Annotated in this window: 21 protein-coding genes; 10 read left to right on the top strand and 11 right to left on the bottom strand. The window is 65.3% G+C overall.

What is annotated here, in order from left to right; genetic code table 11:
• Nucleotides 1-49: 49 nt before the first annotated feature.
• Nucleotides 50-289, bottom strand: coding sequence for a 30S ribosomal protein S18 (rpsR, locus tag IVA75_RS23055; RefSeq protein ID WP_007592020.1), 240 nt, complete (start codon nucleotides 287-289; stop codon nucleotides 50-52).
• Between the two features lie 5 nt (nucleotides 290-294).
• Nucleotides 295-810, bottom strand: a complete 516-nt coding sequence (gene rpsF / locus IVA75_RS23050; RefSeq protein WP_085352909.1) for a 30S ribosomal protein S6 — start codon at nucleotides 808-810, stop codon at nucleotides 295-297.
• A gap of 357 nt (nucleotides 811-1167) precedes the next feature.
• On the opposite strand from rpsF, the gene IVA75_RS23045 reads away from it, so the two are divergent.
• The 9 genes from IVA75_RS23045 to gmk all read left to right on the top strand — a co-directional run bounded on the left by IVA75_RS23045 (nucleotide 1168) and on the right by gmk (nucleotide 9865).
• Nucleotides 1168-1872, top strand: a complete 705-nt coding sequence (locus IVA75_RS23045; protein ID WP_247286417.1) for a TetR/AcrR family transcriptional regulator C-terminal domain-containing protein — start codon at nucleotides 1168-1170, stop codon at nucleotides 1870-1872.
• 3 nt (nucleotides 1873-1875) lie between these two features.
• Nucleotides 1876-2901, top strand: a complete 1026-nt coding sequence (locus IVA75_RS23040) for a fatty acid desaturase family protein (protein WP_247286416.1) — start codon at nucleotides 1876-1878, stop codon at nucleotides 2899-2901.
• Nucleotides 2902-3074: 173 nt separating this feature from the next.
• Nucleotides 3075-4034, top strand: coding sequence for an ACP S-malonyltransferase (gene fabD, locus IVA75_RS23035; RefSeq protein ID WP_247286415.1), 960 nt, complete (start codon nucleotides 3075-3077; stop codon nucleotides 4032-4034).
• Between the two features lie 102 nt (nucleotides 4035-4136).
• Complete coding sequence (gene fabG, locus IVA75_RS23030; RefSeq protein WP_007592006.1) at nucleotides 4137-4874, top strand: 3-oxoacyl-[acyl-carrier-protein] reductase; 738 nt, start codon at nucleotides 4137-4139, stop codon at nucleotides 4872-4874.
• A gap of 308 nt (nucleotides 4875-5182) precedes the next feature.
• Nucleotides 5183-5422 (top strand): acyl carrier protein, encoded by a 240-nt coding sequence (locus tag IVA75_RS23025; RefSeq protein WP_006020277.1) that lies wholly within the window; start codon nucleotides 5183-5185, stop codon nucleotides 5420-5422.
• Between the two features lie 108 nt (nucleotides 5423-5530).
• On the top strand, nucleotides 5531-6796 hold the full coding sequence (gene fabF, locus IVA75_RS23020) for a beta-ketoacyl-ACP synthase II (protein ID WP_007592004.1): 1266 nt from the start codon (nucleotides 5531-5533) through the stop codon (nucleotides 6794-6796).
• Between the two features lie 125 nt (nucleotides 6797-6921).
• Nucleotides 6922-8196 carry an endolytic transglycosylase MltG gene (gene mltG / locus IVA75_RS23015; RefSeq protein WP_247286413.1) on the top strand — a complete coding sequence of 425 codons (1275 nt, stop codon included), beginning with the start codon at nucleotides 6922-6924 and terminating at the stop codon, nucleotides 8194-8196.
• A gap of 118 nt (nucleotides 8197-8314) precedes the next feature.
• Nucleotides 8315-9202 carry a YicC/YloC family endoribonuclease gene (locus IVA75_RS23010; protein ID WP_247286411.1) on the top strand — a complete coding sequence of 296 codons (888 nt, stop codon included), beginning with the start codon at nucleotides 8315-8317 and terminating at the stop codon, nucleotides 9200-9202.
• Between the two features lie 3 nt (nucleotides 9203-9205).
• A complete protein-coding gene (gmk, locus tag IVA75_RS23005; RefSeq protein WP_027569669.1) occupies nucleotides 9206-9865 on the top strand; it encodes a guanylate kinase in 660 nt (219 codons plus the stop codon).
• Here the strand turns inward: gmk and IVA75_RS23000 are convergent.
• From IVA75_RS23000 to IVA75_RS22980, 5 genes are all read right to left on the bottom strand, one after another.
• On the bottom strand, nucleotides 9798-11015 hold the full coding sequence (locus tag IVA75_RS23000; RefSeq protein ID WP_247286409.1) for a hypothetical protein: 1218 nt from the start codon (nucleotides 11013-11015) through the stop codon (nucleotides 9798-9800). The two genes, gmk and IVA75_RS23000, sit on opposite strands and share 68 nt — an antisense overlap.
• Before the next feature lie 150 nt (nucleotides 11016-11165).
• Nucleotides 11166-11660, bottom strand: a complete 495-nt coding sequence (locus IVA75_RS22995; protein WP_247286407.1) for a hypothetical protein — start codon at nucleotides 11658-11660, stop codon at nucleotides 11166-11168.
• Nucleotides 11661-11687: 27 nt separating this feature from the next.
• Entirely contained in the window at nucleotides 11688-13034 is a 1347-nt protein-coding gene (locus IVA75_RS22990; RefSeq protein ID WP_247286405.1) for a caspase family protein, read from the bottom strand.
• Nucleotides 13035-13649: 615 nt separating this feature from the next.
• Nucleotides 13650-14351, bottom strand: a complete 702-nt coding sequence (locus IVA75_RS22985; RefSeq protein WP_027569673.1) for a Crp/Fnr family transcriptional regulator — start codon at nucleotides 14349-14351, stop codon at nucleotides 13650-13652.
• A gap of 17 nt (nucleotides 14352-14368) precedes the next feature.
• Complete coding sequence (locus IVA75_RS22980; RefSeq protein ID WP_247286404.1) at nucleotides 14369-14608, bottom strand: hypothetical protein; 240 nt, start codon at nucleotides 14606-14608, stop codon at nucleotides 14369-14371.
• A 172-nt stretch (nucleotides 14609-14780) separates the two neighbouring features.
• Between IVA75_RS22980 and IVA75_RS22975 the strand changes: the two genes are divergently transcribed.
• Complete coding sequence (locus IVA75_RS22975) at nucleotides 14781-15518, top strand: Crp/Fnr family transcriptional regulator (protein WP_247286403.1); 738 nt, start codon at nucleotides 14781-14783, stop codon at nucleotides 15516-15518.
• Here the strand turns inward: IVA75_RS22975 and IVA75_RS22970 are convergent.
• The 4 genes from IVA75_RS22970 to IVA75_RS22955 all read right to left on the bottom strand — a co-directional run bounded on the left by IVA75_RS22970 (nucleotide 15497) and on the right by IVA75_RS22955 (nucleotide 18300).
• Nucleotides 15497-16249 (bottom strand): Crp/Fnr family transcriptional regulator, encoded by a 753-nt coding sequence (locus IVA75_RS22970; RefSeq protein WP_247286402.1) that lies wholly within the window; start codon nucleotides 16247-16249, stop codon nucleotides 15497-15499. The genes IVA75_RS22975 and IVA75_RS22970 overlap by 22 nt on opposite strands.
• 353 nt (nucleotides 16250-16602) lie before the next feature.
• Entirely contained in the window at nucleotides 16603-16839 is a 237-nt protein-coding gene (locus IVA75_RS22965) for a hypothetical protein (protein ID WP_007609339.1), read from the bottom strand.
• Between the two features lie 73 nt (nucleotides 16840-16912).
• Nucleotides 16913-17074: a Flp family type IVb pilin gene (locus IVA75_RS22960; protein ID WP_007609340.1), complete on the bottom strand. Its 162-nt coding sequence runs from the start codon at nucleotides 17072-17074 to the stop codon at nucleotides 16913-16915.
• A gap of 167 nt (nucleotides 17075-17241) precedes the next feature.
• Complete coding sequence (locus IVA75_RS22955; RefSeq protein WP_247286401.1) at nucleotides 17242-18300, bottom strand: alcohol dehydrogenase; 1059 nt, start codon at nucleotides 18298-18300, stop codon at nucleotides 17242-17244.
• Between the last annotated feature and the right edge of the window lie 11 nt (nucleotides 18301-18311).

The raw sequence follows: 18311 nt of genomic DNA, 5'->3' as shown, positions 1-18311 counted from the left end.
AAACTAGGTAGCTCGGCCGGCGGCGATGTCGCCGCCGGCCGAATTCGTCTTAGCGAATGACGTAGGGCAGCAGGCCCAAGAACCGCGCGCGCTTGATGGCGCGGGCAAGCTCACGCTGCTTCTTCGCGGACACCGCGGTGATGCGGCTCGGCACGATCTTGCCGCGCTCGGAGACGTAACGCATCAGCAGCTTGGAGTCCTTGTAGTCGATCTTCGGAGCATTCGCGCCCGTGAACGGGCAGCTCTTGCGGCGACGGAAAAACGGGCGGCGTGCACCAGCTTCAGCCATTGTTCTTACTCCCCATCCGTCGTGGTGGTGGTGGTGGTTTCAGCGTCTTCGCGCGGACGGCGCGGACCGCGGTCACCGCGGAAGCCGCCACCTTCACGATCGCCACCACGGAAACCACCCTCGCGGTCGCCACGGAAGCCACCGCCTTCGCGATCGCCACGGAATCCGCCGCCACGGTCGTCACGCTCGCGGTCACGGTCGGCCTTGCGCATCATCGCGGACGGGCCTTCCTCGAGCTCCTCGACGCGGACGCTGAGATAGCGGATCACGTCTTCGCTGATGCGCTCCTGGCGCTCGATCTCGGCGATCGCCGCGGACGGTGCGTCGATGTTGAGCAGCACGAAATGCGCCTTGCGGTTCTTGTTCATGCGGTAGGTGAGGGAGCGTACGCCCCAATTCTCGGTCTTGGTGACCTTGCCGCCGAGACCTTCGACGATGCCGGTCATCTGCGCAGTCAGCTCTTCGACCTGCTGCGTGCTCGCGTCTTGGCGCGCGAGAAAAACATGCTCATAGAGAGCCATGGAAGTCCTTTCCTCATGTTGGCGCATCGCCCGGCGTCAAGCCCTTAAGAGGCCTTCGGAAAGGACTCTGGGATTAAGCTCAGAAGGCGGAAACACGGGACGACGGGCCGACTGGCCCTGCCACACCAAAATCACGAATGATTTGCTGAGACCGTCCGTTCAGCTCCCGGCCGGGGTCTGCGGATGGGCGCGTTATACGGATTTCGGCTGACTTGGCAAGGTTTCTGGCAAGGTTGCAGGCGGCGTTTTGGCGCGGATGGTCCCGATGCGGGCGGCTGGATCCACCGCGGTCCACCATACCGGCTTGATTTGTTTGTTTGTATATCATACAAATAAAGCTGACGGGAGCGAACCCCAATGGCAGAAAAGTCGGCCCAGGAGCCGCTCGAGGCGGCAGGCGATCCCAAACACGCCGCCCGCGCCACGCGGTCGGCCGGCCGCAAAATGCGCTCGCTGCTGCTGGATGCCGCGAGCCCGCTGTTTCGGGAGCGGGGGCTGTCGGGCACGGCGATCACCGACATCGCAGCCGCTGCGAACGCGTTCCCGAGCCAGATCACCTATTACTTCCGCACCAAGGAGGCGCTGTTCGTCGAATGCGCCTGCCGCGAGCTGCTGTACCTGGCGCGAGCGACCGAGCAGGCGGCGCTGAAGGCGCGCACGCCGCGGGACTATACCCACGCGCTGGCCGAGACCGTCACGGCGAGCGATTCGGTGACCTTCTTCGCCGAGGCGCTGACGCTGACGCGGCGGCGCCAGGATCTCGCGCCGCTGGTCGAGCGCACCATCGAGCGCCTGCACAGTGAGGGTGCGCGAGCCTATGCGAGCCAGGTCGCGCGGCACGGCTGGCGCTCCCTGCGCGCGCCCGATGAGAGTTCGCGGCGGTTCTGGGCCGTCGCCATCGGCGTCATCCTCGAGGGCTACGCGATGGGCCGTTCGCCCGAGGCGCTGTGCGCCGAGATGCTGCGCGTGCTGGGTGAACAGGCGAAATTCAATAGTGACACGACGCGCCTGCGCCTCGTCGACGCGCGCGACGCATCGAGCAATTCGAATGAGGAGAGTTAGGCCATGACTGCGCTTCGCATGCGTGCCCGCGATTTCCTGACCGACGGCCAACTTGCCGACGTGCGCCAGCGCGTGACCTGGAAAGGCGTCGCGCTGATCGCGCACGCCTGGGCGCTCATCATCGCGGCAATCGCCTTGGTCGCGTGGTGGCCCAATCCGATCACTTATGTCTTCGCCGTCGCCATCATCGGCTCGCGCCAGCTCGGGCTCGCGATCCTCATGCATGACGGCGCGCATGGCTGCCTGTCCGCCGACGAGAAAACCAATCTGACCATGAGCCAGTGGTTCTGCGCCTATCCTCTGTTTGCGGAGACGCGCAGCTATCGGCGCTATCACCTTCAGCATCATGCGCGCACGCAGCAGGAGGACGATCCCGATCTCGTGCTGTCGGCGCCATTTCCGATCACGAAGCTGAGCTATCGCCGCAAGTTCATTCGCGACATGACCGGGCAGACCGGCTACCAGCAGCGCAAGGCGCAGTTGCTCAATGCGCTGGGGCCGAAGGACTGGCCGTTGCGACAGCGCGCGGCGCATTTTTGGGAGCAGCTCGGCCCGCAATGTCTGGTCAATGGCGCGATGTTCGCAGCGCTCACGGCGGCCGGCGTGTGGTGGGCCTATCCGCTGCTATGGCTGGTGCCGCTCCTGACCTGGATGATGGTGATCACCCGTATCCGCAACATCGCCGAGCACGCAGTCGTGCCCGACAGCAGCGATCCCTTGCGCAATACCCGCACCACCTACGCCAATTTCCTCGAGCGTCTGTTCATCGCGCCGTATTACGTGAACTACCACCTCGAACATCATCTCTTGTTCTATGTGCCCTGCTACAATCTGCCCAAGGTGCATCGCCTGCTGAGCCAGAGCCGGCATGCGGCCCGCATGGAGGTGCAACCGAGTTACGCGGCCGTGCTGCGGCTTGCGACCGCGAAGCCGAACCGCGATGATCGCCCGGGGCAACTGGTCAACAGCGCGCGCCGCGCGCAGGCGGGGTCAGAGGTCGACGCCAACCAGACGGCCGGCGGATTTTAGGGACCCGCCTCATCAGTTGAAGGGTGATCGAAGTTCCTATCTTGGCTTGACATTCCAGCCCCGGACAGTGTCTACGGCCCCCTTTGGAGCATGATCCGGAACCATGGCCTACGGCCGTGCGTAATCGGCTGCCGGTTCTCGCAGAGATCACGCCCGACAAGCAGGGAGCGCCGATGACGGCAGCATTCACATTTCCGGGGCAGGGTTCCCAGGCGGTCGGCATGGGCAAGGCGCTGGCGGATGCCTTTCCGGTGGCGCGCGCCGTGTTCGACGAGGTCGATGCCGCGCTGGGGGAGAAGCTGACGGCGACCATCTGGGATGGTCCGGCCGAAACCCTCCAGCTCACTCAAAACGCTCAGCCGGCCCTGATGGCGGTGTCTGTCGCCACCCTGCGCGTGCTGGAGGCCGAAGCCGGGTTTTCCGTGGAGCGGGATGCCGCCTTCGTCGCCGGCCACTCGCTCGGTGAATATTCGGCGCTGGCCGCGGCCGGCAGCCTGACGATTTCCGACACCGCGCGGCTGCTTCGCATCCGCGGTCTCGCAATGCAAAAAGCCGTGCCGGTCGGCGTCGGTGCGATGGCCGCTCTGCTCGGCCTGGACTACGAGGCAGCCGTGGCGGTGGCGGACGAGGCCGCGCAGGGGCAGGTCTGCCAGGCAGCCAATGACAATGGCGGCGGGCAAGTGGTCGTCTCCGGCGACAAGGCCGCGGTCGATCGCGCCGTCGAGATCGCCAAAACCAAGGGCGCCAGGCGCGCAATGTTGCTGCCGGTGTCCGCACCGTTCCATTGCAAGCTGATGCAGCCGGCCGCCGATGCGATGGCGGAGGCGCTGGCCGGGGTCACGATCAAGGCGCCGGCGGCCCCGCTGGTGTCGAACGTGCTGGCGAGCGCGATCACCGATCCCGACGAGATCCGCCGCCGCCTGGTCGAGCAGGTCACGGGCACCGTGCGCTGGCGCGAGTCGGTGGCCTATATGGCGGGGCAGGGCGTCACCCGTTTCTTCGAGATCGGTGCCGGCAAGGTGCTGACCGGTCTCGTCAAGCGTATTGCGGACGGTGCCGTTGGCGTTGCGGTCGGTGGTCCCAACGACATTGCTGCCGCCAAGGATGCATTGGCCGCTGCAAAGCAGGCCTGAGGCGCGATGATTCGTCGTCGCGATCGAGTTCTTTAGTTGACGCACGATCCTTTCGGAGAACCGCTGCGCATTTTTCCGGATCGTGCTTTGGAGGAGTTATCGATGTTCGATCTGACTGGCAAAAAGGCGCTCGTCACCGGTGCAACCGGCGGCATCGGCGGCGCGATCGCGCAGGCGCTGCACGCGCAGGGCGCCACCGTCGCGATATCGGGGACGCGCAAGGAAGTGCTGGATGAGCTTGCCGGCAAGCTCGGCGAGCGCACCCATGTGCTGCCCTGCAATCTCTCCAAGGCCGACGAGGTCGAGGCGCTGGTGCCCGCTGCGGAGGCGGCGATGGGACAGGTCGACATCCTCGTCGCTAATGCCGGCATCACGCGCGACAATCTCTTCGTGCAGCTCCGTGACGAGGACTGGGAGGAGGTCATCAACATCAATTTGACTTCGACCTTCCGGCTTGCCCGCGCCGCCACCAAATTGATGATGCGCAAGCGCTTCGGCCGCATCATCGCCATCACCTCGGTGGTCGGCGTCACCGGCAACCCGGGGCAGGGCAATTATACCGCGTCGAAGGCGGGCCTGATCGGCATGATCAAGACGTTGGGTGCCGAATACGCCAAGCGCGGCGTCACCGCGAATTGTATCGCTCCCGGCTTCATCAAGACGCCGATGACCGATGCGCTCAACGACAAGCAGCGCGAAACGATTCTGACCAAGGTTCCGGCCAATCGCCTGGGCACGCCCGAGGACATCGCGGCGGCCGCCGTCTACCTGAGTTCGAACGAAGCGGCCTATGTCACCGGCCAAACCATCCACGTCAACGGCGGCATGGCCATGATCTGACGCTCCATGCCGCACCGCCCCCTGGCGGCGGGGAATGCGGCAAACGGCCGTTTCCGGAGCGAAATGAGGCTTGTAGTCAACGCAATTGAAGTATGATAACCGGACCTTCAACGGATGGGCAAAGAACGCCATTGCAGGTTTTTGAAACCCTGTATATTGGCGATGCGGAGCCTTGGCCGTCATTCGCCGGGCCTGCATCGGTTAGGATGGGGCCAAATCAAAGTTCGTAAGCGAAGGCAGTCAACGACCACGACGGCTCGTATCGTCCCGGGGGGTCGGGTCTACAGGGAACAACACGAGGTTATGCAATGAGTGAGATTGGCGAGCGGGTTAAGAAGATCGTGGTCGAACACCTTGGTGTTGAACCCGAGAAGGTTGTCGATGCTGCGAGCTTCATCGACGACCTCGGCGCCGACAGTCTGGACACCGTCGAGCTGGTGATGGCGTTCGAAGAGGAATTCGGTTGCGAGATTCCGGACGATGCCGCGGAAACGATTCTCACCGTCGGCGACGCCACCAAGTTTCTCGAGAAGAACGCGAAGAGCTAAGGCTCTTCATTTTCGCGGGGACAACATTGAAACCGGACGGACCGCCCAACAGCGGTCAGCCGGTTTCTTGTTATTGGCCGTGAATGTTTCGATGCGGAGTTTTCGGATATGAGGCGGGTTGTCGTCACGGGTCTTGGCATGGTTTCGCCACTCGGCTGCGGTGTCGAGCCGACCTGGAAACGCATCCTCGACGGCCAAAGTGGCGCACGCAAAATCGAGAGCTTCGATGTCTCCGATCTTCAGACCAAGATCGGCTGCACGGTCGTGCGCGGCGACGGCACCAACGACACTTTCAATCCCGATATCTGGATGGAGCCGAAGGACCAGCGCAAGGTCGACGACTTCATCATCTTCGGCATGGCCGCAGCCGGCCAGGCGCTCGACGATGCCAACTGGCATCCCGAGACCGAAGAGGACAAATGCGCCACCGGCACCATGATTGGGTCCGGCATCGGTGGCCTCAACGGCATCGCTGAAACCGCGGTCCTGCTGAAGGAACGCGGGCCGCGCCGGGTCTCGCCGTTCTTCATTCCGGGCCGCCTGATCAATCTCGCCTCAGGCTATGTCTCGATCAAGCATGGGCTGAAAGGGCCGAACCATTCGGTGGTCACGGCCTGCTCGACCGGCGCTCACGCGGTCGGCGACGCTGCCCGTCTGATCGCGCTCGGGGATGCCGACGTCATGGTTGCCGGCGGCGCGGAATCGCCGATCGGCCGCATCGGCATTGCCGGCTTCAACGCCGCGCGTGCGCTCTCGACAGCCTTCAACGAAACGCCTGAGAAGGCCTCGCGTCCCTACGACAAGGACCGGGACGGCTTCGTGATGGGCGAGGGCGCCGGCGTTCTGGTCCTGGAAGAGCTCGAACACGCCAAGCGCCGCGGCGCGAAGATCTATGCTGAGGTGATCGGCTACGGTCTCTCAGGCGATGCCTATCACATCACCTCGCCGTCACCCGACGGCGACGGCGGCTTCCGCAGCATGGCGGCTGCGCTCAAGCGCGCCGGTCTCACCGCGTCCGATCTCGACTACATCAACGCGCACGGCACCTCGACACCGCTCGGTGACGAGATCGAGCTTGGTGCGGTCGAACGTCTGCTCGGCAATGCCGCTTCCAAGGTCGCGATGTCCTCGACCAAGTCGTCGACCGGTCATCTCCTGGGTGCGGCCGGCGCGATCGAGGCGATCTTCGCCATTCTCGCGATTCGCGATAATGTCGTGCCGCCGACCATCAACCTGGACAATCCGTCGGTCGAGACTGCGATCGATCTCGTGCCGCATCAGGCGAAGAAGCGCGAGGTCAATGTCGCGTTGTCGAATTCTTTTGGTTTTGGCGGTACCAACGCGTCGGTCATCTTCCGCCGTCTGGTCCATTAGTTTGTTGTTGCGACGAATCCACCGTTTTGCCGTATTCGGCGATAGTCATGGAAGCGGGCGCGTGCATTTGGCTCGGCAAGCGATTGTCAGGTCGCGATTGAACCGGCAGGATTCAGGTTGCTTCGATGAGTGAAAGGCCGCCCATTTCGCCCCGGAGTCCGCGGGCAGCGCTCGAGCCCGAGCAGGTCCCGCCGCCGCCGAAGCGATCGGACCGCGCGCGTAATCCCTTCGTGATCGTCGGCAACGCCATCATCACCCTGCTGCTGATTGCGATGATCGGTGCGGGCGGCGTGTACTATTACGGCCGACAGGTGCTCGAGGCGCCGGGACCGCTGAAGGAAGACAAGATCGTCAACATCCCGCAGCGGGCCGGCAAGCGCGACATCGCCGAGACGTTGAACCGGGAAGGCGTGACCGACGTCAATCCGTGGGCGTTCATTGCCAGCGTCGCTGCGTTGAAGGCGAGTTCGGACCTCAAGCCCGGTGAATACTCTTTCCAGAAGAACGCGTCCTTGCGCGACGTCATTGCCACTATCGTCGAGGGCAAGGTGGTGCAGCATGCCGTGACGATTCCGGAAGGGCTGACCTCCGAGCAGATCGTGGCGCGCCTGTCCGACAACGACATCTTCACCGGCAGCGTGCGTGAGCTGCCGCGCGAAGGCACGCTGCTGCCCGAGACCTACAAGTTCCCGCGCGGCACCCCGCGCGATCAGGTGATCCAGCGCATGCAGCAGGCGCACAAGCGCGTGCTGACCGAGATCTGGGAGCGCCGCAATCAGGACATTCCGGTCAAGAGTCCGGAGCAACTGGTGACGCTGGCCTCGATCGTGGAGAAGGAGACCGGCAAGCCGGACGAGCGCAGCCGCGTCGCCGCGGTGTTCGTCAATCGCCTGAAGCAGAGGATCAAGCTGCAGTCCGATCCCACGATCATCTATGGCCTCGTCGGCGGCAAGGGCACGCTCGGCCGTCCGATCAAGCGCAGCGAGATCACGCAGCCCTCGCCCTACAACACCTACGTCATCGAGGGTCTGCCGCCGGGCCCGATCTCAAATCCCGGCCGCGCCTCGCTCGAGGCCGCCGCCAACCCGGCCCGCACCCGTGACCTCTATTTCGTCGCGGACGGCACCGGCGGGCATTCCTTCACCGAGACCTACGACGCGCACCAGAAGAATGTGGCCAAGCTGCGCGCGATGGAAAAGCAGATCCAGAACGACACGGTCGAGCCGGCCGAGGACGCGCAGGCGCCGGCCGCCGCCGCGCCCGGTGCCGCCGATACGCCGACGGCGACCACGCCGGCGCGGCCCAACCAGCAAAAAAAGCCGCCGGCCGCTCGCCCCGCGGGTCCGCCGGCGGCCCGGCAAGGCGCGGTGCAGGCTTCGCCCCCGGTGGTGCAGCGCTAGGCCTGCGCGCAGACCTGCCCCGCGGGACTTTGCGGATTACCTTTTCCTGCAAAATAGTCTTAAGATTCGCGTGGCTTGATGGCCGCGCGAATCCCGTGCTTCTGGAGAAATTGACCTGATGGCGTTGTCGTCCATGACCGGCTTTGCCCGAAGCCACGGCGCGAGCGGGCCGTATACGTTCGAATGGGAATTGAAGTCGGTCAACGCCAAGGGCTTTGACTTGCGGGTGCGGCTGCCGCAGGGGTTCGACGAACTCGAGGCTCATGCCAAGAAGCGCGCCGCCGAGCTGCTCTCGCGAGGCACCGTCTACGCCAATCTGACCGTCAAACGCGCCAATGCGGCCACCAGCGTCCGCGTCAACGAGGACGTGCTCAACGCCGTCCTCAAAGCCGCCGCCGTGATCGCCGGCAAGGTCGATGCGGTCGCCCCGAGCGTCGACGGGCTTTTGGCCATCAAGGGTGTCATTGAGGTCGCCGAGCCCGAGGGCGACGAAGAGGAGGACAAGGCCGCGCGCGCTGCCGCCGCGGACGCCTTCGACAAGGCGCTCGCCGAACTCGTCGAGATGCGCAAGCGTGAGGGGACCTCGCTCGGGCAGATCCTGATCCAGCGCGTGGATGAGGTCGAGCAGTTGGCGAAGAAGGCGGAGGCCGCGCCCGGCCGCAAGCCCGAGGCGATCAAGGCGAGGCTCGCCGAGCAGATCGCGAGCCTGCTCGACACCTCCGATCGTTTCGATTCCGACCGCCTGATGCAGGAAGCGATCCTGATTGCGACCAGGGCCGACATCCGCGAGGAGCTCGACCGCATCGCTTCCCACGTCGCGCAGGCGCGCGAGCTGATCGGCAAGGGCGGCCCGGTCGGACGCAAACTCGACTTCCTGGCGCAGGAGTTTCACCGCGAGGTCAACACCTGTTGCTCGAAGTCCAACGACATCGAGCTGACCAATACGGGGCTCGCCATGAAGAACGTGGTCGAGCAGTTCCGCGAGCAGGTCCAGAATCTGGAGTGATCGATGACGATTGGCGGTCACGGAACTGATGGTGTCGAGCGGCGCGGATTGATGTTCGTGCTGTCCTCGCCGTCGGGCGCGGGCAAGACGACGCTGTCGCGCATGTTGATCGACCGTATGCCCGGCCTTCGAATGTCGGTGTCGGCGACCACGCGGGCGATGCGGCCGGGCGAGGTCGACGGCAGGGATTATTCGTTCGTCGACAAGGCCACCTTCGCCGCGATGGTGAAGGCTGACCAGCTGCTGGAATGGGCGACCGTGTTCGACAACAGTTACGGCACGCCGCGTGCGCCGGTTGAGGCTGCGCTGTCAGCCGGGCAGGACGTGCTGTTCGACATCGACTGGCAGGGCACGCAGCAGCTCCGAGAGAAGGCGCGCGCCGACGTCGTCAGTGTATTCATTCTGCCGCCCTCGGCCGCCGATCTCGAGAAGCGGCTGCATTCGCGCGCGCAGGATTCTGACGAGGTGATCCGCAAGCGCATGAGCCGCGCCAGCCACGAGATGAGCCACTGGGCGGAGTACGACTACATCGTCATCAACCATGACGTCGACGAGGCCTTCGCCGAGGTGCAGTCGATCCTGAAGGCCGAACGCCTCAAGCGCGAGCGGCAGACCGGCCTCGTGGGCTTCGTGCGAGGTCTGCAAGGTCAGCTTCAAGGTTAGGCTGCGTCAGCCGCGGCCCGTCCTTCGCGAGCCGTTCCAGCATCGTCGTGATCACGTCGATGTCGATGGCGTCCTCGACTCCCGCATCGTCATCGCGACCGGCCGGCTCTTCGTCATTGACGTCATTGGCCGCGAGCCGCGGCGCCGCCTCGATCTGGAATTCTCCGTTGAAGATATCGGCATCGAAGATATTGGCATCGTCGAGCTCTGCGGCATCTTGGTGCGCTTGCGGGACGCGCTTGTCGATCACGTCAATCTCGCGATCGATCGCGGCGAGCTGCGCGGTCTTGAGCTGGTCTGCCTGCGGACGCACGGCATCGAAATCCACCGGGCGCGGCTGCCGAGCGTGCGGCGCGCCGGCCGACGCTGCGTTGAGCCAGGGCGCACGGCCATCGTCGCGATCGTGCGGCTCAAAATTGTCCCAGTTGACGCGGCGCTGGTCGGCGGCCTGGACGCGGATGCGTCCACCGGCGAAGCGGTAGATGACGCTGGCGAGGATGCCGGCAAGCGTCAGCGCGCCGCCGATCACGAGCAGCAGCATCTGGAGCGAGCCGGTCTGCTTGTCGGCGGTGCTGTCGGCCGCGGCCAGAGCCATCGGAGCAGGGGACTTCGCCGGCTTCGTGGTCGTCGGCTGCGCAGCGGCCGCCACAGGTGCAGGCGATGGCTGCTCTGTGGGCGCGGCGGACGCCGTGGTGGCGTCGGGCCAGCGCCCGGCGACGGCGGGCTGCTGAGCGTTGACGTCTGCGGAGGGGCTCGCAACTTGCTGCGTCGGCGCCGGTCCCGCCTGTGCAGGCGTCTTCACAGTGACGATGCTCTGCGGCGTCAGATATTCGGCGCGCGCGTCCTGGACCGAGTGCTGCTGCGGCACGGCTGAATCCGCTGCAGGCGTATCCGGCGCAGCCTGGGCGGTTTGAGCGGCCTTGCCGCCTTCGGCACGCAGATACCAGCACTGCCGCTTGGTCGCGCGCTCGAGGCGATAATGCCAATGCTGGCCCTGCGGCGCGGCGCCCTTTGGCGAGCCAATGCAGTCGCTCGCGGCATTTGCCGCGCTCGGCGGCGTCGAGGCATTCTGCGACACGGCGGCAAGTGGCGCGCCGGCAATGATGCTGCCTACGAGGGCAGATAAGAATTTTGCGGTGCGGTTGCCCATCCTGGTCTCCCGATTACGCATGACGCAACTCGTTACCTTCCCTTTGTCGTCAAAGACTTGGGTAGCAATGAGCCGCAAATCCGGAGAGGATGTGGCCTGAATCGGGCCTGCGCGGCGTTCGTTCCGCCGCGGGATCAGACTTTTTCGCCGCTATTGCTTGCTTGAGGTCCAGGTTCCGCCGCAGCCGTCTGAGCGGCGGAATGATCCGGAGCCGCTGCGGGCAGCGAGGCGGCCGGAGCCGGTGAAGGTCACACCATCGCCTTGACCGAACGTGCTGACCGCGCCGGTTGCGCTGACGGTACCCGTGACGCCTTGGCCTATGACCTTGCCTGAGGAAACCACGACCGCGCCGGACGTGGTGCCGCCGCAGCCGACGCTGACGACCATCCAGGCGCCGTCGAAACTCCCGCCGCCACCACCCCCACCGCCGCGTCGCGAGGAGCTGCGCGGCTCCTCGGCCGGCTTGCTGCGACGCGCCGAGGGCGCCGGCTCGGCGGAACGGTCCGATCGCGAGCCGGACAGCGATTTCTCGTCATTGCCGATCGAGCCGCCGGCGCTGCCGGATTGTGCGACGGCGGACGGTGGAGCGATGGTGGCGGACAGGAAGAAGGCGAGGGCAATCGCGGGGATGACGGCATTGCGCATGCGTAAAAATCCAAAATGAAAATCGTATCAGCGGCCAGAGCCGTCGGCACAGACGGAACCGATAATGCGGCAAACTTTGCCAGCCTTGCCGCATTCGTCAAGCGCGGCGTCTTTCGCGCGCTGCACGCTGTCGCGCTGGACCAGCGACCAGGATTTGTCGGAGATCGCGAACGCGCCGCAGCGGTTGCCATAGAAAGACAGCTCGATCGGACATTTGGCGCCGGCGCAATTGCCGCGCGCATCCGCCACCGCCGCCCGCCGCGAGGCGTGGTTCCAGGATATGCCCCATTTACTGCCGTCGGGGCCGTAGACGATCGAGCCCCATGGCTTCAGGTCCTCCATCTTGCGCATCCGCAGCAGCAGGCCTTCGGTGGCTTCGCCCGTCGGCGCCATGGAAATCCGCTGCTGGAGCTTTGTGATCGCGCGGGTCATTCCGTCAGGGCTGTCAGGATCGAAATTGAGCTCGTAGAGCCGCTCGCTGAGTTCGCTCAGCAGGGCGGCATCGCGCAACGGGACGCGGTCCGGATCGGCGCGCAGCCGATCCGCCGGCAACGGATCAGGCTGCATCGCTGCGACCTGCGGCGGGGCGGTTTGCGTCGGGGGTACGAAATAGAAAGTGCCGTCGATCGGCGAGGACGACACCCAGGGCTGCTGCGCGCCGGAGGTGGCGCGCTTCACCGCGAGGCCGACCTGGTTGAAGGTCTGGAATACGTCGAGGCCCGCGGTCCGGACCGTCGCGGCCAATGCTTTTGTGTAGGGGCTGTGGCCGTCGCTGCCGTCCTGGGCGACGTTGCCGGGTTGCGTTGCGTAGGAGATCAGCGTGCCCTCGGGCGCGCGCATCTGCGCGAGACCGCCATCGGAGGCGCGCAGGCCGCGCGAGCCGAAGGGGTTGTTGCGGCAGGCGTCCAGGATCACGAGGTTGAGGCGCGTGCCAGATCCCTGCATCTGGCGCAGCACGAGGTTGACGTCGGTCATCTGGAAGTCGACGTCGGCCTCGCGCGTCGGGTTCGCGCCGACCGGCACGAGATAGTTGGCGCCCGAGACCTGCACGCCGTGGCCGGCATAATAGAACAGCGCGACGTCGGCGCCCTGCACCTGCCGGCCAAAGCTCTGCACCGCCAGGTCCATCGCGCCCTTGTCGAGATCGAGCTGGGCGCGGCCTCCGACCAGCGTGAAGCCGAGCAGGCCAAGCGTCTCCGCCATCAGGCTCGCGTCCTTGGATGGATTGTCGAGCGGCGCGATGTTCTTGTAGGCGGAGTTGCCGACCACGAGCGCGATGCGCTTCTCGGCCGATGCAGGTAGCGTGGCGACGACGAGCAGGGCTGCGACCAGCGTCGCCAGCCCCGGGACGCGACTGAAAATCCTCGCGCGCATCAAAATTCCCCAAAATAATGGCGTCAGTCTAGCAGTCCCACGCGCCGGCGAAAAGCGGTGCGGCATTTGTACAGGCCGTCATGGCCGGGACAAGCCCGGCCATGACGCGGATAGACTGCGTTATGTATTCGCAGGCGAGGCGCATGCTTGCACGTTCCCGCGGCAGATTCTGCCCGAGCCTTGCCGCCGTTCATCGCCCAATGGAGGCCAAAGGGCGCAGGGAAGGCCGGGCGCCGGCGGCACCCGTTGGTCCATGCGCTACAGGAATGCAGACGAGGTGGACCGATGGGGTGGCCGATCGCCCGGCCTTCCCTGCGTGGATGGTTTTAACGGTGTCCTTCGTGCTCTCCCCGGGAGCGATGCACTATTGCCTCCGGTCGCGGTGCAGGCCTTGTGCGGCGAGAGGGCTTGGGGCAGGACCGCGGCCTCCTCGTCATTGCGAGCGAAGCGAAGCAATCCAGAATCTTTCCGCGGCGGCATTCTGGATTGCTTCGCTGCGCTCGCAATGACTGCGTGGAGACCGCGTGCGCTATCCTTCCGTCTCGTGTCCCGGACGCAGGCCGACCGGGCTTGCTCGTTGGAGCGCCGGCGCGTCCCCCGAGTTGCCTGCCTCGCTCACGTCAGATAATCCGGCGTGAAATCCGCGAGGGCGCGGAGTTCGTCGGGTTGCAACAGCTCGATCTCGCTTCCCTCCCAGGCAATCAATCGGCGCCCTCTCAGCTCCTGGATGGTGCGGTTGACGTGGACGATCGACAATCCGCAGGCATCGGCGACATGCCGCTGCGTCATCGGCATCTGGAAGCGGCGGTTCTTGACGAGGCCCACGACCTCCAGCCTTGCGGCGAGCTCGCAGATCAGATGCGCTACCTTCGGCAGTGCCGCCTGTGCACCGAGGCGCGCGATCCATTGTCGCGAGATCGCCGCATCGATTAGCGTCTCGCGCCAGAACGCGCGGGTCAGGTGAATGGAGCCGTCGAGCAGCTGCTTGAGTTGGCTGTGTGCGACGTAGCCGACGATGGTGGGGCCAAGACCGACGAGGTCCGCATCCATCGGCGAGACCAGCAGCGTGTGCAGGCACGGCATGTCGCCGGGAACGTGGAAGGCGAGGATCTGGCTGCGATCGCCGACGATGCGAGCCTGGTAGAGAAAGCCGCTGACGACGAAAACGCAGCGAGAGGCATCTTCACCCTGGCGCAGCACGATCTCGCCGTCCGAAACCTGACGGAGCGTGGACGGCAGGCCAGCGATCTGGCGGCGTTCGTCTTCTGAGAGGCCTTCAATCGCCTGGAGATGAGCGATGAACTTCGGGTGCGGCATGGACAAGAGGAGGTGTTTCACTCGTCACGCGGCATCGCCGGGTCGAGCAGGCGTTGGGAGAGTTTTGCGAGGGTCCAATCGGAGACGGGAACCGCCTGGAACTCGCGGATGGCGCGCGCAAGCTCCTGATCCGACATCGGCTGCGCCGGCTCCTTCAACCTGCCCTGCAGGAAGGCATGGCTGATACGGTCCAGGTGCTCGCCCGAATCCGATGCGAACAGGTGGCGAATGCGCTTCAGGATCGTCGTAGAGCTCATGCGAATGGCGGGTGCAGTCCGCGATCGAGGGACGGTGGGCTGCGACCAAGTAATGTCGCAGACCGGTAGCAACCTGTGCTTCCGACCAGCGTTCTAGTCCGCTGGATATGGGACAGATGTATCATTTGATCGAAGCGGCAGGATTTTTGGCGGGATACGTGGAACGGGACACATGGAAAAAGCCCATGACGTGCTGATCCGGAACCTGGGCGAGCACACCGCGCTCGCACAGGAAGATGTCGCTGAAATTCGCGGGCTGACCTTTGTGCAGCGCGAGTTCGCGCCGAACGAGGATTTCATCCGTCAGGGTGACGAACCCGAGCATTCGGCGCTGGTCGTCTCCGGCATGATCGCGCGCTACCATCTGCTCGACAGCGGCCGGCGGCAATATCTCGCGTTCCATCTGTCCGGCGACTTGCCGGACTCCCAAGGCTTGTTCATCGACCAGATGGACCATGGCCTCTGCGCCCTCGGGCCCGCCTCGGTGGCCTTCATCCCGCATCGCGAATTGTTCATTGCCTTCCGGCGACGACCGACCTTCGCGCTCTCGGTCTGGCGCGAGACGCTGCTCGATGCGGCTATTTTTCGCGAGGCCATCACCAACAACAGCGCCCGGCCGATGCACACGCGCATGGCACACCTGTTCTGCGAGCTGTTCTACCGCGCGCGGGCCGCGCAACTCGTTCGCGGCAATCGCTGCCGCCTGCCGATCAGCCTGGCGCAGCTCGGCGAGACGCTGGGCATGGCGATCGCGACGGTGAACCGGACGCTCGCCGACCTCAGGCGGAGCGGGACCATGGACTTGCGCGACAGCGAGCTGATCGTGCTGAAATGGCGCGAACTGCAGCGGCTCGGAGGCTTCAGTCCGACCTATCTGCATCTCAAGCGTCAGTCGCCGTCGCGCGCGTGAGGCCGCAATATGTCAGCCGCTGGCAGATGCCGCGCGCCGAGCACTTCGTCGAAATGCTTCTTCACCCAATCGTTGCAACGGCAGGCTCTGGCTTCGAGCGCCGGCGCGTCGAGGATCAGGACGGCGCCACGGCGTGTCGCGAGGATCCGCCTCGCCTTGAACATCTGGATGACGCGGCTGGCATAGCTGCGGGAGACGCCGAGCATGCCGGCAAGCTGCTCGTGGGTGAGGGGGATCTCGGGGCCGCCGACGTGCTCCTGCGCCGAGAGGATCCACTTGGCGGCGCGCTGCTCGATCGAATGCGCGGCATTGCAGGCCGCGGTCTGGAGCAGCTGCGCGAACTGGCAGTCGGCGTAGCGCGAGAACACCTGCTGGAGCGTGGCCGACCTCTGCTGGGCCTGCTCGAGCGCGCGCGGCGGCAGCCGCATCAGGGTGCCGCCCAGCTTCACGACGATGCGCGAATAGGCCAGCGAGGCGCTGCGGCCGGCGGCAATGCCCACCGCGCCCTCGCGCCCGACCAGCAGGCTTTCGACCTCGCGATCGTCCTCGACCGGCACGGCGAACGACACGAGTGTCGAGCGGCAGGGAAAATGCACCGCCGTGACCTCGTCGCCCGCGTGATGCAGGATGTGGCTCGCCTCGAGTTCGACCGGCTGGAGGTGCGGCGCAAGCAGTTCGAAATCCGGGCGGCTGAGCCGCTGGAGAAGATCGTTCTGGGGCCGACCGGTCACATGTGTTGCTCTGGCCGGGAATCGGCACCGGCCAGAATCCTACGTTTCCGCGACGGAGCCGACGGTTCCAAAGTGCACACAAGGCGTTTTCCAAGCGTTGAAAAATTGGCCTCCGGTCTGCGGAATTACGGAAATCGCTGGCGAGGCGCATGTTACGCGAGGCAAATGGCGCTGCCGAACCCGGCGGCCTTCAACTTCACGAACTCTGTGCAGGAGTGCACACAACAGGGGCGCGGATCGGCGTAGCGTCCCCGATGCGGGGCGCCGCAGCCCGTGCGCTCTGCCCGACGGACCGCCGGCCTATACCTCAAACGCCGCCGGGCCGGCGGGCCCGAGGGCGGCGAGGACGTTCGTCACCCGAAGCGTGCTTCGCAATCATGCGCGGGCCGGCTTTTTTCCGCGTGGGCGCGATAGGCATCGATCGCCCTGTTGGCGAGCATCAGTTGCCGGCGTTCACCGGTCCTGAGCTGGGCCTCGATGGCGTCGAGCAGGACGTTCGCCGTCTCGTCCGGAGAGCCGAGCTCTCCGCTCTGCTCCAGGAAGCTCCAGGCGATGAAGAATGCGTTCTCGACGGTGCAGCGAATGGACATGGCTGCCAACGCGGCGCGGCCGTTGCCGTTCCGCGGGACAGACGAATGCAGTGAATTAGCGCGCGTGCCCGCGTTACTTCAGCGAGCTGCTGATCGAGGTGAACTTCTTGTTCAGCGTCGCGCCGAGGTTGTTGACGACGGCGATGATCGCGAGCGCGATGCCGGCGGCGATCAGGCCGTACTCGATCGCGGTGGCGCCGGACTCGTCGGCGAGGAAGCGGCGGATGGTCTGCATGGTCTTGCCAGAATTCCAAAAGAGAGCTGGCGAGGACCATAATCCGCAGGGAGCGGGTTCCCCAATTCGGAACCCCGCCTTGCGTCAATTTCGAGTTAATCGCCGTCCACGAAGCGGGCGGCGAGAAATGGATTCCGCCGCCCTGCGTTCGTCGATCTTCTACGGCGCTAGTTCTTGAGCACGATGCGGCCGACGACCTTGCCGGCGCGAAGCTCGTCGATCCAGGTCTGGACGTCGCCCATCGGCTCCTCGCGCATCGGCGTCGGCTTGATCTTGCCGGCGCGGGCGAGCGCCATCAGCTCGTGAGCCTCGGTGAGCGTACCAACCATGAAGCCCTCGATCGTCATGCGCTTGTAGACCCATTGCACCATCGGCAGCGTGAACTGGCCGCCCATCAGGCCGGAGACCACGATCTTGCCGCCGCGCGCGGCGACCGCGACCGCGAAGGCCATGGACTTCTCGTTGCCCGCGAAATCGACAATCTCATCGAAGCCGCCTTCGGTTTCCTTGAGGATGCGCTTGATCACGTCGGGCTCGGCCGGATCGTAGGCCGCCGCGGCGCCGTTCTTCAGCGCGGTCTCGCGCGCGGCACCGCTGAGATCGGCGACCGTGATCGGTTGCTTGAACATGGCCGCCGCGAAGGAAAGGCCCATCATGCCGACGCCGCCGAGGCCGATCAGCAGGAGGTTGCGCTGGCGCGGTCGGTCGACCAGGCGCTTGAGCGCGCCATAGGCGGTGACGCCGGAGCACATCAGGGTCGCGGCCTGGTTGACGGGCAGGGGATCGTAGTCGAGCAGATATTTCGCGTCGGGCACCAGCACGTGGGTGGCGAAGCCGCCGTCGATCGAGACGCCGAGAAAGCGCTGCCTGGCGCAGAGGTTCTCGTCGCCATTGGCGCAGTCGCGGCACTGGCCGCAACCGATCCACGGAAACACCGCCTTCTTGCTGCCGACGAGACCGGCGAACACGTCGGGGCCGACTTCATCGACTATGCCCGCGATCTCGTGGCCGAGCGTGAAGGGCAGCGTCATGCCGCGCGTGGTGTCGAGCTTCTTGCCGCCGCCAAGATCGGCGTAGCCGTCCTGGATGTGCAGATCGGAGTGGCAGAGGCCGCAGCGCTCGATGCGCACCAGCACCTCGCCTCCTTGCGGCTTCGGCGTGTCGACGATGGTCTCGCACAGCGGCGCATCGAACTTGACAAGGGACTGCCGACGCATCAACGCCATATTTCTTCCTC

The organism is Bradyrhizobium sp. 134, from assembly GCF_023074155.1.
In the GTDB taxonomy this organism is placed as follows: domain Bacteria; phylum Pseudomonadota; class Alphaproteobacteria; order Rhizobiales; family Xanthobacteraceae; genus Bradyrhizobium.
This window is presented reverse-complemented; position numbering and strand designations above follow the sequence as displayed.